Below are 14722 nucleotides of genomic sequence, written 5' to 3' on the forward strand. Positions count from 1 at the left end.
TTTTTTATGTTTAGTATTTAAATATTTCGCCCATAACCTGTTCTTCAATCCATTGATTGCCATCACGTGCTAATAAATCATGAGCACGTTTCGGACCGGATGAATAAGCAGCATAGCCTTCAGGACTCTCATTGCCTTTATGCTTTAGGATAGTTTCAACCAAACTCCAACTTAGATGGACTTGCTTGAAACTTGCGAATAAGGACTGATCGGAATCCATGGCTGCCTTGAGAAGACGCTCATACGCTTCCGGCGTATTTTCCCTATTTTCGTAATTACAGCTCTGGCAGAAATCCATAAAGACTGTCTGACTATCGTGAGTTTGGCCCGGTTTTTTAATATTAAAACGAAGATAGACCCCTTCGTCCGGTTGAACTTTGATAATGAGTACATTAGGTTGTTCGTGGTCTTTTTGATTAAATTCAATCATAATCTCCGTGGAACGCTTATGCATACGTTTCCCCGTACGAATGTAGATAGGGGTATCTTGCCATTTAGGAAGTGATGAGGCAAGTTTTAATGCAACATAGGTTTCGGTTGTGGAGTCAGACTGCACCTTATCTTCCTGTATATAAGACTTCGAATCTTTATTTTCAAGATATTGACCGTACACTATATCATTTTCGTAATCTTTAACATACAGACTTTCCAACACAGCTTCTTGTTCACGGTGGATGTCAGCAGCATTAAATGCTTGTGGTTCATCCATAAGAACAATGGATAATAACTGAAGCAAGTGATTTTGAAACATGTCTTTTAAAGCACCTGTATGATCATAGTAATTCCCACGATTTTCAACACCAACCGTTTCCGCGGCGCTGATTTGAATATTATTAATGGATGCACCATTCCAACTATCCGCAAAGATCATATTAGAAAAACGAATCGTAAAGATGTTTTGAACCATTTCTTTCGCAACATAGTGATCAATTCGGAAGATACGATCTTCATCAAAGATATGCGTTAACGTATTATTGATATCGATTGCGGATTTTAAGTCATTTCCAAAAGGTTTTTCAATGATAACCTTGCTCTTGGAAACCAATTGATGACGCGCTAATTGTGTTGCAATTGTTTCAAAGAAAGAAGGTGCAACGGCAAAATAATAAAGAACGTGTGCTTGAGGATCAAGCGCCTCAAAATATGTTTTAAGACGTGGATATCCTTCATCTTCCGTAAATGTCATTTTAAAATAGGACACGTATTCGAGAAAGACATCCAATGTTTCTTCTTTGACATCAAAACGAGCCTGTTCACGAAGCCATGGCTTTACCAACTCGTGGTATGCCGCTGTCGTTAAATCTTGTCGTCCAATTACAACAAGATGAAATGAATCAGGAAGACTCTTGGTTTCAAGAAGGTTATAAAATGCAGGTAACAACTTTCGGTAGGTTAGGTCACCCGTACCTCCGAAAATTGCGACTATATGATTATTTGCCTTCATTACTAGGATTCCATTCGTGGTGGAAACTACCTTGTTTATCAACACGTTCAAAGGTATGCGCTCCGAACAAGTCACGTTGAGCTTGAATCAAGTTTGCATTTGAACGACCATTACGGTATGCATCGAAATAACTGATTGCATTGGTAAAGGCAGGAACACTGATTCCAGATTGAATGGCAAGACCACACACATCACGTAAACTACCTTGATAATCAAGCAGACTTTCTTTGAATGATGCATCCAACATTAAGTTTTGTAACTCAGGATTTAATGTATAAGCATCTGTAATACGATTTAAGAATTTCGCACGGATAATGCATCCTTCACGGAATACTTTCGCAATCGCACCAAAGTCTAAGTCCCATCCATATTCAATGGATGCATTTTTCATCAAGTCAAAACCTTGTGCATAGGCAATAATCTTACTTGCATATAACGCTTGGCGAACTTGCTCGATAAAGGCTTCACGATCATTGATTTGTGCATGAGGTGCTTCAAACCCAAGAATATCTTGTGCTTGTACACGTTCTTCTTTTTTCGCTGAAATAAAACGTGCAAAGACTGCGGATGCAAGTAAGGAAGCATCGGTACCTGTATTTAATGCTTCTTCGGCTGTCCATTTACCAGTTCCCTTTTGAGCGGCTGTATCTAAAATAACATCCACCATGTGTTTACCGGTATCCGGATCAATTTCACCAAAAATCTGTGCTGTAATTTCAATTAAGAAACTATCAAGTTCACCGTGATTCCAATCGGTAAAGATTGCTTCAAGTTCTTCATTCGTAAAACCGCCAACATGTTTTAAAATTGAATAACTTTCTGCAATTAATTGCATATCTGCATATTCAATGCCATTATGAACCATCTTGACATAATGACCGGCACCATTTTCACCAATATACGTACAACATGGCTCACCTTGTGCTTTAGCAGAAACATCTTCCAATATATTTGAAACAAATTGATATGCGTCCTTACTTCCACCTGGCATAATAGCAGGGCCAAAACGTGCGCCTTCTTCCCCACCTGAAATACCAACACCTAAATAACGGAATCCGAGTGCTTCGATTTCTTGGGTACGACGAATCGTATCTTTAAAGTTTGAATTACCACCATCCATGATGATGTCACCCTTATTAAGGAGTGGAATTAAATTTTCAATTACTTTATCGACAGCAGGTCCTGCTTTTACCATTAGGATAATCTTGCGCGGAGCTTCAAGTGAAGTCACAAATTCTTCTAAGCTTTCAAAAAGGCTTAAATTTTCGTGTGGGTTTTCTTGAATTACTTTTTGACCAACAGCATATGTACGATTATAGATCGATACATTATAACCGTGATCAGCCATATTTAGGGCTAGGTTTGACCCCATGACTGCAAGTCCAATAACACCTATATCATTTTTTTTCATAATTACCTCCAAAGTCTATTACTATTGTACAAAAATCCGGGCTAATAAACTAGCCTAATAACTTAGACCAATATTAAAAAAAACGAGTGAGACTCGTTTTATTTTACTTATTTCGCTTTTCCTTGGTTTGCGACTGCTTCCATTTTAGCTTTCAGTGCTTCTTGGTCACCGAGGTAGTATTTGTTTACGACATTAAAGTCATTATCAAATTCATAAACTAAAGGAACACCTGTAGGAATGTTTACCTTCATAATTTCATCATCAGTCATATTGTCGAAGTATTTAACAAGTGAACGTAATGAATTACCGTGAGCAACAATAAGAACACGTTTTCCATCTAACATTTGAGGTTTAATTGTTTCTTCAAAATAAGGAACAGCACGTTCAATTGTTTCTTTTAAGGATTCGTGTAATGGTAAAATATCTTTATCTTCTACATTACGGTATGCTTCCATATTACGTGGAGCACGTTCATCGGTAGGATCTAATTCTGGAGGTTTCACATCAAATGAACGTCTCCAAATAAGAACTTGATCTTCACCGTATTTTGCAGCAGTTTCTGCTTTATCTAAACCTTGTAACGCACCGTAGTGACGTTCGTTAAGTCTCCAATCTTTAACGATTGGTAACCATGTACGTTCCATTTCATTTAAAATATTGTCCATTGTGTGGATTGCGCGTTTTAAGTATGAAGTATAAACGATATCGAAATCGTAACCTTCTTCTTTAAGCATACGTCCACCAAGTTTAGCTTCTTCTACACCTTTTTCTGAAAGTTCTACATCAGCCCATCCAGTAAAGAGGTTTTTTTCGTTCCATTCACTTTCACCGTGACGAACAACAACTAATTTCATCATAATCAATTCCTCCTAGTTCTTTAATCATTTTACACCATTCCTTTTCTAAAATCTACATTAACCAGATTAGTTCACAAACTTGAAAATTACACAAACAATTTGAGAGCATATGGTTTGAATTAACATAGTCAATAACTATATAATATAATTCGTAAAACATAGTGACTCAGGAGGTAAAATGTCATGACGAAGATTTTTGAAGATTTAGAACTTCGACGTTCTCGATATGGATTATCAAAGGAAGCGGTATTAACCGAAGATGAAGTAATTGAGTTGGTGGAGTCATCAGTACAACATACACCATCAGCATTTAATGCTCAAACACAACGAGCAGTCGTTTTATTTGGAAAACACAGTGATACATTTTGGGACTTAACACGTGAAGCATTACGTAAAGTAGCACCTGAAGAAGGCTTTGAAAATACTGTTGCGAAATTGGAAAGTTTTAAACAAGGTCAAGGTACCATTCTTTATTATATTGATACCGATGTTGTGAAGGGGTTACAAGACCAATTTGCACTTTATGCGGATAATTTCCCAATTTGGGCTGAGCAAGAGAATGGTATGTTGCAATTGGTAACATGGACTGCTCTTGCCGGAGCTGGAATCGGTGCATCCGTCCAACATTACAATCCAATTGTGGATGCAAGTGCTGCAGAGGCATTTGAAATACCATCAAGTTGGAAATTAGTTGCGCAAATGCCATTTGGTAAAGCAATTGATGAAGTCCAACCCAAAACACTACAAGATGTGAAGGGTAAAGTTAAAGTTTTTAAATAAGAATAAAAAAACAATCAGATCGAAACTGATTGTTTTTTTATTCTACTTTATATATTTGAATAGTGTCATCGTCATCGAAGAAATGGTATGCCAAATCGGAAAACGATTCGGGATGAGCCAAAACTGCGGGATGTTTACTCTTTTTAAATAAATAGATCGATGTGTGACGTACCTTTTTGAGCAAACAATTATAGATTTGGATGTAATGACATTTACGAATGCGCTGATCATCACGACATCCCGTTAAAAGAAGGGGAGCACGTAGGTTACTCAAATCATCGAAGTAGGGTGTATTCCCAAATTCTAAGATTGCATTGGTTTCATTAACCACTGTTGTATGCCATTTTTTTCCATGAATCCTTCGGAGGTTAAACTTTCCGGGTATACTGGAAAGTAACTTGCGACGCTCACGTGCAAGCGATTCAAGAAATTGCGGGCTTGATGATTCACCCTGAAAGTTATCGGCAATGATTTTATGAATCCGTCCGGGTTCTTTGAGTGCAATATTCACTGCAACAATTGCACCACCGCTCATTCCAACTAATTTTACATCTCGATAATCTTTAATATGAATCAATTCTAAAACTTGAGCGGCCTCATAAGCCCAAATATCAAGTGGGAATGTATCAATCTGCTCAGATTTTCCATAACCTAAAAAATCAATGAGAACGACTTTAAAGTCATCTTTATATAAATCAATAATCGGTTTAAATACATCAGATGATGATGCATTACCATGTAGGAAAATCAAGGGGTCTCCCATACCGAATTCTTCATAAAAGATCTCATGCCCCATAAAATTGAAATAAGACATTGTGTAACCTCCAAAATTACAATATCCACATTATAGCAAACTCTTTGTAATAAAACACAAAGAATGATTAAGTTCTCTAAATTACACGATGTAGTTGTTTAAGAAAAAAAATTATTAGGATAAAAAAGAGTATGGTAAAATAAAAATCGAAAGGAGGTTTTTTAGGAATACAAGCGCCTGGCTCATATTGAGCGACGAGGAAAGAGGAGAATCGAGACTTCGGCGGATGCCTCTTCGGTTATATGGAATCGTAAGATAAGGACAAATAGAACAAATCCCTTATCAACCATAATCTTAAAATAATAGGAGATATATAATATGTGTGGAATTGTAGGATATGTTGGCACGCGTAATGCTGTCGACGTTTTAAGCGTGGGATTATCCCACTTAGAGTACCGAGGGTATGACTCAGTTGGTTTAGCGATTCAAGAAAGAAAAAAAATAAAAACGTATAAAGAAAAAGGAAAAATTAAGAATTTAGAAATGCAACTTGAAGCAGCTCGTAAAGGTGAACCTTCCTGTGGTATTGGTCATACGCGTTGGGCAACGCATGGTCGTGCATCTAAAAATAACGCGCACCCACATGGCACAGAAAATGTAGTGTTGGTACATAATGGCATTATTGAAAATTATTTAGAGTTGAAAGAAGAATTATTAGCACTTGGTTACAGTTTTGTATCAGAGACAGATTCTGAGGTTGCGGCCAAGTATTTGGATTATCTAATAAAACAATCAATCTCAAATCAAAAAGCCATTGAATTACTGTGTGACCGGATTCGTGGTAGTTATGCTTTTGCGATCATGTTTTTAAACGAACAGGATGTTCTTTATGGTGTTCGGCACGGCAGTCCATTGTGTTTAGGTATTGGAAAAGATGAAATGTTTCTTGGTTCGGATATGTCACCCATTTTGAGTTATACCAATGAGTATATACTTCTTGATGATCGTGAAATTGTCCGTGTTGAGTCGGATTCGTTTGTGGTGTACCGATCCGATGGTATCGAAGTTAAAGATAAAGTAATTCATTTTGCGAATTGGAATCAAGAATCATCCGATCGACAATTGTTTGAGCATTTTATGCTTAAGGAAATACATGAACAACCCGATGTACTTGACCGAACTTTAAGAACTTATACACAAGCTGATGATGAGGGTTCGTTAAATGTTTCCTTGCCCATCCCGTGTGATTTCTTTACAAACATTAAAACCATCCACATTATTGCATGTGGAACGGCCCTTTATGCAGGGTTATGCGCAAAGTATTGGATTGAAGCTGAAACAGATTATCGAGTCATGATTCATACAGCAAGTGAGTTCCGTTATTATCCTTTAAAGCTCGGTGAAGCAGATTGTGCATGGTTTATTTCGCAAAGTGGTGAAACGGCAGATAGTCTTGCCTGTTTACGCATGGTTTCTGAGCAAGGAATTAAGACGCTTGGAATTGTGAATACTCAAGGGTCTTCAATCGCACGCGAGGTCGATGTGTGTATTTATACATGTGCGGGGTTTGAAAAATCTGTGGCGAGTACAAAAGCCTACACGGCACAGATCGCATTGTTGTATCTTATTACATTATTACTTCAAGAATCGAAACATCCACATCAAGCCCTTGTGATGCTTCAACAATGTATTCGTGCACAACAAGATCTGCTTGAACAAAAAGATGACATTCAAGCGCTCGCACGAAAATACTTGGGGATTTCTTCAGTGTTTTTCTTAGGTCGTGGACTGGACTTCGCAACCTCGGTTGAAGCATCGCTGAAACTCAAAGAAGTTTCTTATGTTATGAGTGATGCTTATCCGGCAGGGGAATTAAAACATGGAACCCTTGCTCTTATTGATCCAAAAGTACTTTCAATTGTGACCTTAACACAAATGGATACTAAAGAAAAAACCCTGAGCAATTTACAGGAGGTGCAAGCACGATCAGGTCAACTTCTGTTGATGACTAGCGACCCGATGCTTACGAGTTTTTGTGATGATGTGTTCGTCGTGCCAAAGGTTGATGATAAAACCATGCCGTTTATCAGCATTATTGCACATCAATTGTTTGCCTATTACAGTGCAAAAATCAGAGACTGCGACATCGATTGTCCACGAAACCTGGCAAAATCAGTTACCGTAGAATAACAAAGAAAAACGTATCCTTCGATACGTTTTTCTTTTGACGGTCAGTACGTGGATAAATCTCCAATCATCTTAACCACTATTTCACTAGGGCGAGAGCTCCCATTGGATCCCATGGTTGAAGCTCAATGACGTGATCACTTTCAAGGGCTGCAAGATAATCTTTCGGTACATATTTCTTGTCGACCATAACTTGGTAGTTGTATTCATCAAACCATTCATCAGTCATGGTGTAATAGCCTTTACGTGCATTACGATCTGTTCCCCAACTGTTTTCAACGTTCCAACGTGTTGGTTTTCCGTTTTCATCCAGATTAACCCCAACGAAAACCATGGCGTGGGTCATCAAACTGTCGCCATAATCAAGACGACCGGATTTATCAAGGTTTAATTCAGTATTAAGAACGCCTTTGAAATCAAAGGCATCTTTAGCCATAATTCCATTTTCACGATCGTGCATTTGCCCAACATCGCATCCAAACCATACTGGTTTTCCATCTTGAAGTTGTGCGATGGCTGCTTCTTTTAAAATTTGACTCGGTGCATTCACATACTTGATGGGATCTGCTTCCTTCACCGTTCCAAGATATTTAACTGTAAATGCTTTTCCATAAGGTTTATCAGCGGTTGGTGCATTGATAATGCTTACTTTATCTTTAAGATTCCATCCAACATATTCATTCATAAACGCTACAGGTGTGATGGTGTCGATTTTTTTATAATTACCATCTTTATCATGATACTCGTAGCTAAAGGTTTCTGGAGGTGTTCCAAGACATAAACATAAAATATGGTAGATTTCATATAACATTTCATCTTTGCTACGTGGGTTTTCAGATTCGCGCAGTTCATAAGCAAATTCGCGCAGTTTTGACGTGATGATTTTGTTCATGAAGGCAGAGTTTGAACTGTGATATGTTTCGGGCATGACTTCTTTCGGTACAACACCATATTTTTCTAAAATTCCTTTAAACATATCCCACTGACCACCATCTTGAATGGGACCAGAGAGTAGATGTTGGATTAAGCGACCATCAGTTGGTTCATCCTTTGTCTCAATAATGCTTTCAAGGAAGTAATTTGCCTTCTCTAATTTATCCCAAAAGAAAGGGTAACTTTCTGAGAATTCAAAGGTATCAACATTAAGACAACCCAGAACATCAGCACGCATTGTGTTTAGTGATGCAAACATCCAACAACGTCCGCTTGCTTTCTGATTGGTAATGTGACCCCCTTTAGCCTGAACAGAAAATGCATCAGGATAACGTGATGAGAGTGTGTGATCGACGGCAGTATCGTGAATGCCGCTGTGTGTTACTGCATTTTCAAGGGTGCGCGCCGTTTTATTATTTTGATATTCCGATTTGAATTCGGATAATAATGATTTTGAAATAGCCATTATAAGACCTCCTATATTAAATTAGGGTCACCTAATTTAATTGGTATTATACGCCTGATTAATTATGGTGTCAAGAAAGGTATACCTAATTATTCACGAATTAGCACTCATGTATTGACAGTGCTAATGAATGTGATATACTAAAGGTGTAATAGCACTCTGTACAAGCGAGTGCTAAAATAGGAGGCGGACATATGAAACAAACAGTTAGACCGACAACACTTTTAGAAAGCTTATTTGGTGATGATTTTATGAATAATGCAGGCTTTGGCACCGGAATTGATATTTATCGTGAATCTGGGAATTATCATGTTGATATTGAGATGCCTGGATTTGAAAAAGAAGATATTGATGTAGAATTTAGTGGTGACATCTTATCGATTAAAGCAGAACATTGCACATCTGAAGAAAAAGAAGAAAAGAATTATTTCTATCGTTCACGAAATCAAAAGAGCGTTAAACGACAAATTCGCTTTGCGGATGTTGATGCAAATGCCATTGTTGCAACTTACGAACGCGGTATCTTATCAATTACTTTACCGACAAAAGTTGAAGAACAGCTTTCGAATAAGATTAGTGTTAAATAAAAAAGAGGGTAATTCCTCTTTTTTTTGATTTGTTAATTTTTGGTGAACAATGCTCACCTTCGTGCGAAGGGTGTTATAATTTATATGGAGTTGATGCAAATGATTACGTTATCTCAACAAATCGAATCTGTAATGATGGAACTTACTGACCAAGGTTTTGAAGCTTTTGTGGTTGGTGGGTTTGTTCGTGATGCGCTTATGGGCCATCGATCATTTGATATTGACTTATGTACTAACGCTTTACCCGAACAACTTCTAAAAATTTATAAAAATTATTCAATTGAACCGATTGGTCACGATTATGGTATTAAGTTTAGGGTGGATGAAGAGCATTTTGAAATTTCTACTATGCGACTTGAGGGTGATTATGAAGATGGCAGACGTCCATCACGCGTCGAGTTTATCAATCATCTCTATGATGATTCATTGCGTCGTGATTTTACGGTCAATGCGCTTTATTATCATCCACGGCATGGTTTGGTTGATTACCATCAGGGTGTTGACGATTTACACAATCGTAAGTTAAGGGTCATTGGCGACCCAAAGGTTCGTTTCGGAGAAGATGTATTGCGTCTTGCACGTTTGTATCGATTTAAATCTGAGCTCGGTTTTGACATCGAGGCGAAAACATTGCATGCAGCTCAAAATCAGTTGGAGTCGCTTCACCGATTGAAGCTTATGCAACTTTATCCAGACCTTACGCGATATCTAAATGGGCCCTATTTTGTAGAGACGAGTTTGATTTGTCCCGAGTTTTTAATGACGGTATTTCCACCGTTAAAGGATACACTCGCGTTTGATCAACAGAATCCATTTCATGAATACACCCTTTACGAGCACACGATTCGTACCGTACAAGGAATTCCCAATCGAATGGATTTAAAGTTGGTTGGATTATTTCATGATTTAGGAAAGGTCTTTGTGCAAACTGTAGACGATTCTGGAATTGCTCATTATCCCGGTCATGCGCAAGCAAGCGGTGTCATCGCACGTCCTTTCTTTGAAGGGTTTCAATATTCAAAAAAGAAAGTCACATATTTAGAGCGATTGATTCTCGAACACGATTTAAAAATTCAACCCGAGTCGGCACAAATCCAGCAACTTATTCGGGTTCATGGTATCGATTGGGTTCGAGATTTGATGATTGTGAAGCGCGCAGATAACTTGGCAAAAGGATTGGGTGCGCAGTATCAATTACAACGTTGCACGCATATCAATCATATTATTGATGAAGTTATCAGTCAAAAACGCCCCACATCCATACGAGATCTTGATATCTCGGCATCAGATTTAAAAAAGTTGGGCATTGAAGGAAAGAGGATAAATCAGTATCTCAATCTGTGTTTGGATCGTGTCATCGAAGGAACACTTCCCAATACACAAAAATCACTGTTGAATTGCATCAAGGAGGTTAATGCAGTATGAGTTATATTGAAGTTAAAGATATTACAAAAATATATAAAGTTGGAAATGTTGAAATATCAGCCTGTGCAGGTGTTGATTTTTCAATTAATAAAGGTGAGTTTATTGTCATTGTAGGACCATCTGGTGCAGGAAAGACAACGGTGATGAATATTATTGGAGGGATGGATTCGCCCACTTCCGGTACAGTTACAATTGATGAAAAAGAAATCACTGGAATGAGTGATCGCGAAATGACGGCGTACCGTCGTGACGATGTGGGTTTTGTTTTTCAGTCGTATAATTTAATTCCAAACCTTACGGCGTTAGAGAATGTTGAACTGGCAACCCAAATTTGTAATGATGCAAAAAATCCCCAGATGATTTTAGAACAAGTTGGTCTTGATAAACGGATGGGAAATTTCCCGGCACAAATGTCCGGTGGTGAACAACAACGGGTGGCGATTGCACGAGCGATTGCAAAGAATCCGAAGTTACTTCTTTGTGATGAACCAACCGGTGCACTTGATACAGAAACAGGGCAACAGGTGTTGCGTGTTTTACGTGATTGTTCCGATATTTATAATATGACCGTGGTGATTATTACGCATAATCAAACCATTACACAAATTGCTGATCGCGTTATCGAGATTAAAAACGGTAGAGTCGAACGTAATTGGGTTAATGATGATGTAAAGTCAGTGGATGACATCTCATGGTAAAAGATATCCTACGCGAAATTAAGGCGAAATGGTTTCAGTTTGTTGCGATCCTTATAATCACCGCGTTGGGGGTTGGTTTTTTTGTTGGGATTCGTGTAACCGGATACGATATGCGTGCAACCGGTGATCGTTATATGAAAGAAAGTGAAGTGATGGATTTAGAATACCGTCACAGTCTTGGTATCGATCAAGCCATGTTGGATCAACTGAGTGACATTGTCGATGGTGATGCCGTCGGTGTCTATGATGGCGATGCTTTTATGAATCTGCGTGATGTTGATGGGGTTATGAAAGTTATTGACCTAAACGATCAGACAGAAAAAGACATTACACTTGTTGACGGGAGGATGCCGAGTCACAAAAACGAAGTGGTCGTGGATAAAGTGCTCCAAGAGCACCGTGGATTTTCGTTGGGGGACACAATAAAGTTAAAGAAAAATGATGTCTTTAGACCTGCAAATCTAAAAATAGTTGGGTTTGCGGAATCAAGTCTGTATATGAATTTAGAACGTGGACAGAGTAAAGTAGGCTCGGGTAATGTTTTAGGATTTATGTATGGATTTGATCTGGATAAAGAGATTGACGTGTTCACCAGTGCGCGATTTGTATTTGCAGAGGGCGCGGATGTCGAAGATCAAAAGCAACGGATTAAAGACCATGAAGCATCGCTATCCTCACAAAGATTTGATCGTGCTTCTAAACCGGCGTTTGAAAAACTCCAAGATGCGCAAGAAGAATTAGATCAAAAACGTCTTGAAGCAGATCGTGAATTTGCGAAAGGGGCTCAAGCCCTCACGCAGTCCAAGCTTCAACTGCAAGATGCCCATGAAGAACTTGAAAATGGCATTCTTGAATTATCATCGCAGCCTGGACCTGGTGATTTACAAACAAAGCTTGACAGTGCCGTGCGTCGTTTTGCGCAAACGGTGGGTGAGCGTGAGAATATTCTAAAAGGATATGAAACAGAACTTGAAGAAGGGAAGGCCCAATATACTTCGGGGTTAGAATCTTTAGAGTCAAAACGTCCAGAAATTGATGCATTAAAAGAAATTGTCGACTCACTGCCTGAACCTCAAAAAACAGAAGCGTTGACGGCGATTGCATCGTTTGATAAAGCAGAAGCAACGCTTAACGCGACGAAGCTGGAACTTGATCAAAACGAAACAGAAATTAAAACAGGATATGAGCGTCTTGAACAGGGTAAGGTAGAATTTAAAGCAGGTCAAGAACGTATTCAAAAAGGAATTCAAGAATATAATCAAGGATTAAAAAGTTTAACCGAGGCAGAACAAGCATTTAATCTTAAAAAAACAGAAGCGTATGACCAAATTGAGTCGGGTCAAAAAGAAATTGATGAAGGATTACAAGAGCTTGAAGAAGCAGATCATGGGAAACTCTATCTGCTTGATCGGGAAGATGTGCTAATTGGATATCGTGAGTTTTACCAAGATAGTGACCGTATTGAAGCGATTGGTCAGGTCTTTCCATTAATCTTCTTTGGTGTTGCAATTCTTGTAACGCTCAGTACTGTAACCCGAATGGTTGATGAATCACGCATGCAAATGGGTGTCTATAAAGCGCTTGGATACTCTTGGTTTGCTTCTGCAATGAAGTTTGTTGGTTTTACAGGTCTTGCATGGATTTTGGGTTCAATCTTAGGGCTTATCATGGGCTTCTACATGATTCCAACACTTATCTATAATGCATATCGCATTATGTATCTTACACCCGAACTTGAGCGTGGTTTTGTTTGGAGTTATGCAGCAGTTCCGCTCTTGATTAGTTTTGTATCAAGTGTTGGCGTTGCAATGATTAAATCCATGTCAGTCAGCCGTGAGAAAGCAGCAAACCTATTACGTCCACCCCTTCCCAAAAGCGGTCAACGAATTCTTCTCGAACGGATTCCGATGATTTGGAATCGTCTTAGCTTTCTTTATAAAGTGAGCCTGCGTAATTTATTTAGAAATAAAACGCGCTTTGCGATGACCGTTGTCGGAATTGGCGGTTGTTGTGGGCTCTTAATTACGGGATTTGGTATTAAACATTCAATCTATTCGATTGTAGATAAACAATTTGATGAAGTGATCCAATACGACGGTATGGTTCTCTATGATCGTGACATCTCAACTGAAAATATTACGGTGACCGATTCCATTCATCTTGCAACCGAAGCAGCAAAAGTAGATGATTTAGATGTAACGCTTTATGTTGCGGAAGATTTTAAAGCCTTACCGAACTTTATTCAATTAAAAGATCGTCATACAAAAGCACCGATTTCGGTCGAAAAGGACCCGATTGTCATTACCGAAAAACTTGCCATCTTAAAAAATGTGGATGTTGGCGATGTGATGACGTTCAGGGTAAATGAACAAGAATATGAGTTTGAAATCGGTGGAATTTCTGAAAACTATGTTGCGCATTACATCTTTATGAGTGAGGCACAGCATCAAGTCTTGACAGGAAAGAAACTTCCTGAGAATATGTATCTCTTTAATACATCGGATGATCACGATCAGGTTGCGGAAAAACTACTGAGCCAAGATTCTGTGTTTAATGTTAGTTTCTTGGGTGATATGCGTGAGTCCTATCAGGATATGATGGGTAATTTTGATATTGTCATCTATGTAATTGTGGGTGCCGCATTTGCTTTAGAAGTGATTGTTCTTTTAAACCTCATTACCATGAATATTAGTGAGCGATATAAAGAACTGGCGACACTCAAGGTGCTTGGTTTTTATCCAAAAGAATTGGCGACATATATCTTGCGCGAGAACATTATTCTTACATTAATGAGTTTGATATTTGGTGTTGGTTTCGGATATTTCCTCCATCAATTTGTAGTTGTTCAAGCAGAATTGGATGCAATCATGTTTAATCGTGAGCTGTTACCAATGAGTATTGTGTTGGCCATCGTGCTGACCTTTGCCCTCTCAATCGTCATTAACATCTTAATGGCACGACGCGCAAATAATGTTAATATGAGTGAAGCTTTAAAGACTTTTGATGATTAAATGATGACAAAGAGGCGCTTGCCTCTTTGCCTTCGTTTGTAGTATCATTTTGAAATTATGATATAATAAGGTATATCGTTTAAGTGAAAATGCCTCAGTATTGACAATTGAGGCTGTAATTTGTAGAATTACTGTTATAGAAAATTTGGAGGATTGTTTGTGGAAAACA

Annotated in this window: 11 protein-coding genes; 6 read left to right on the forward strand and 5 right to left on the reverse strand. The window is 38.4% G+C overall.

Features of this window, described 5'->3' with window-relative positions:
- Positions 1 to 10: 10 nt before the first annotated feature.
- The 3 genes from zwf to gpmA form a co-directional block, all read right to left on the reverse strand.
- A complete protein-coding gene (gene zwf / locus AAG186_RS02375; RefSeq protein ID WP_125164772.1) occupies positions 11 to 1444 on the reverse strand; it encodes a glucose-6-phosphate dehydrogenase in 1434 nt (477 codons plus the stop codon).
- Positions 1431 to 2855: an NADP-dependent phosphogluconate dehydrogenase gene (gene gndA / locus AAG186_RS02380; protein ID WP_161636684.1), complete on the reverse strand. Its 1425-nt coding sequence runs from the start codon at positions 2853 to 2855 to the stop codon at positions 1431 to 1433. Before gndA ends, zwf begins: the two co-directional genes overlap by 14 nt.
- Positions 2856 to 2962: 107 nt before the next feature.
- Entirely contained in the window at positions 2963 to 3712 is a 750-nt protein-coding gene (gene gpmA, locus AAG186_RS02385) for a 2,3-diphosphoglycerate-dependent phosphoglycerate mutase (RefSeq protein ID WP_013852680.1), read from the reverse strand.
- 183 nt (positions 3713 to 3895) lie between these two features.
- Here gpmA and AAG186_RS02390 point away from each other — a divergent pair, with 183 nt between their 5' ends.
- Positions 3896 to 4492 carry a nitroreductase family protein gene (locus tag AAG186_RS02390; protein WP_161636682.1) on the forward strand — a complete coding sequence of 199 codons (597 nt, stop codon included), beginning with the start codon at positions 3896 to 3898 and terminating at the stop codon, positions 4490 to 4492.
- Positions 4493 to 4529: 37 nt separating this feature from the next.
- Here the strand turns inward: AAG186_RS02390 and AAG186_RS02395 are convergent, their stop codons facing one another.
- A complete protein-coding gene (locus tag AAG186_RS02395; protein WP_161636681.1) occupies positions 4530 to 5306 on the reverse strand; it encodes an alpha/beta hydrolase in 777 nt (258 codons plus the stop codon).
- 318 nt (positions 5307 to 5624) lie between these two features.
- Between AAG186_RS02395 and glmS the strand changes: the two genes are divergently transcribed.
- Positions 5625 to 7436 (forward strand): glutamine--fructose-6-phosphate transaminase (isomerizing), encoded by a 1812-nt coding sequence (gene glmS, locus AAG186_RS02400; RefSeq protein ID WP_342621918.1) that lies wholly within the window; start codon positions 5625 to 5627, stop codon positions 7434 to 7436.
- Positions 7437 to 7512: 76 nt separating this feature from the next.
- On the opposite strand, the gene AAG186_RS02405 is transcribed toward glmS, so the two are convergent.
- On the reverse strand, positions 7513 to 8832 hold the full coding sequence (locus AAG186_RS02405) for a C1 family peptidase (protein ID WP_342621919.1): 1320 nt from the start codon (positions 8830 to 8832) through the stop codon (positions 7513 to 7515).
- A gap of 194 nt (positions 8833 to 9026) precedes the next feature.
- Here AAG186_RS02405 and AAG186_RS02410 point away from each other — a divergent pair, with 194 nt between their 5' ends.
- The 4 genes from AAG186_RS02410 to AAG186_RS02425 all read left to right on the forward strand — a co-directional run bounded on the left by AAG186_RS02410 (position 9027) and on the right by AAG186_RS02425 (position 14553).
- Positions 9027 to 9419 (forward strand): Hsp20/alpha crystallin family protein, encoded by a 393-nt coding sequence (locus AAG186_RS02410; RefSeq protein ID WP_342621920.1) that lies wholly within the window; start codon positions 9027 to 9029, stop codon positions 9417 to 9419.
- A 99-nt stretch (positions 9420 to 9518) separates the two neighbouring features.
- Positions 9519 to 10844, forward strand: coding sequence for a tRNA adenylyltransferase (locus AAG186_RS02415; protein WP_342621921.1), 1326 nt, complete (start codon positions 9519 to 9521; stop codon positions 10842 to 10844).
- Entirely contained in the window at positions 10841 to 11542 is a 702-nt protein-coding gene (locus AAG186_RS02420; RefSeq protein WP_125164749.1) for an ABC transporter ATP-binding protein, read from the forward strand. Before AAG186_RS02415 ends, AAG186_RS02420 begins: the two co-directional genes overlap by 4 nt.
- Positions 11536 to 14553 carry an FtsX-like permease family protein gene (locus AAG186_RS02425; protein WP_342621922.1) on the forward strand — a complete coding sequence of 1006 codons (3018 nt, stop codon included), beginning with the start codon at positions 11536 to 11538 and terminating at the stop codon, positions 14551 to 14553. Before AAG186_RS02420 ends, AAG186_RS02425 begins: the two co-directional genes overlap by 7 nt.
- Positions 14554 to 14722: the final 169 nt, after the last annotated feature.

The organism is Erysipelothrix sp. P66, from assembly GCF_038682365.1.
Taxonomy (GTDB): domain Bacteria; phylum Bacillota_I; class Bacilli_A; order Erysipelotrichales; family Erysipelotrichaceae; genus Erysipelothrix; species Erysipelothrix piscisicarius.

What these genes read in the sequence shown, in the direction of transcription:
- zwf (WP_125164772.1), bottom strand. Translation starts at nt 1,444, where the DNA reads ATGAAGGCAAATAATCATATAGTCGCAATTTTCGGAGGTACGGGTGAC.
- gndA (WP_161636684.1), bottom strand. Translation starts at nt 2,855, where the DNA reads ATGAAAAAAAATGATATAGGTGTTATTGGACTTGCAGTCATGGGGTCA.
- gpmA (WP_013852680.1), bottom strand. Translation starts at nt 3,712, where the DNA reads ATGATGAAATTAGTTGTTGTTCGTCACGGTGAAAGTGAATGGAACGAA.
- AAG186_RS02390 (WP_161636682.1), top strand. Translation starts at nt 3,896, where the DNA reads ATGACGAAGATTTTTGAAGATTTAGAACTTCGACGTTCTCGATATGGA.
- AAG186_RS02395 (WP_161636681.1), bottom strand. Translation starts at nt 5,306, where the DNA reads ATGTCTTATTTCAATTTTATGGGGCATGAGATCTTTTATGAAGAATTC.
- glmS (WP_342621918.1), top strand. Translation starts at nt 5,625, where the DNA reads ATGTGTGGAATTGTAGGATATGTTGGCACGCGTAATGCTGTCGACGTT.
- AAG186_RS02405 (WP_342621919.1), bottom strand. Translation starts at nt 8,832, where the DNA reads ATGGCTATTTCAAAATCATTATTATCCGAATTCAAATCGGAATATCAA.
- AAG186_RS02410 (WP_342621920.1), top strand. Translation starts at nt 9,027, where the DNA reads ATGAAACAAACAGTTAGACCGACAACACTTTTAGAAAGCTTATTTGGT.
- AAG186_RS02415 (WP_342621921.1), top strand. Translation starts at nt 9,519, where the DNA reads ATGATTACGTTATCTCAACAAATCGAATCTGTAATGATGGAACTTACT.
- AAG186_RS02420 (WP_125164749.1), top strand. Translation starts at nt 10,841, where the DNA reads ATGAGTTATATTGAAGTTAAAGATATTACAAAAATATATAAAGTTGGA.
- AAG186_RS02425 (WP_342621922.1), top strand. Translation starts at nt 11,536, where the DNA reads ATGGTAAAAGATATCCTACGCGAAATTAAGGCGAAATGGTTTCAGTTT.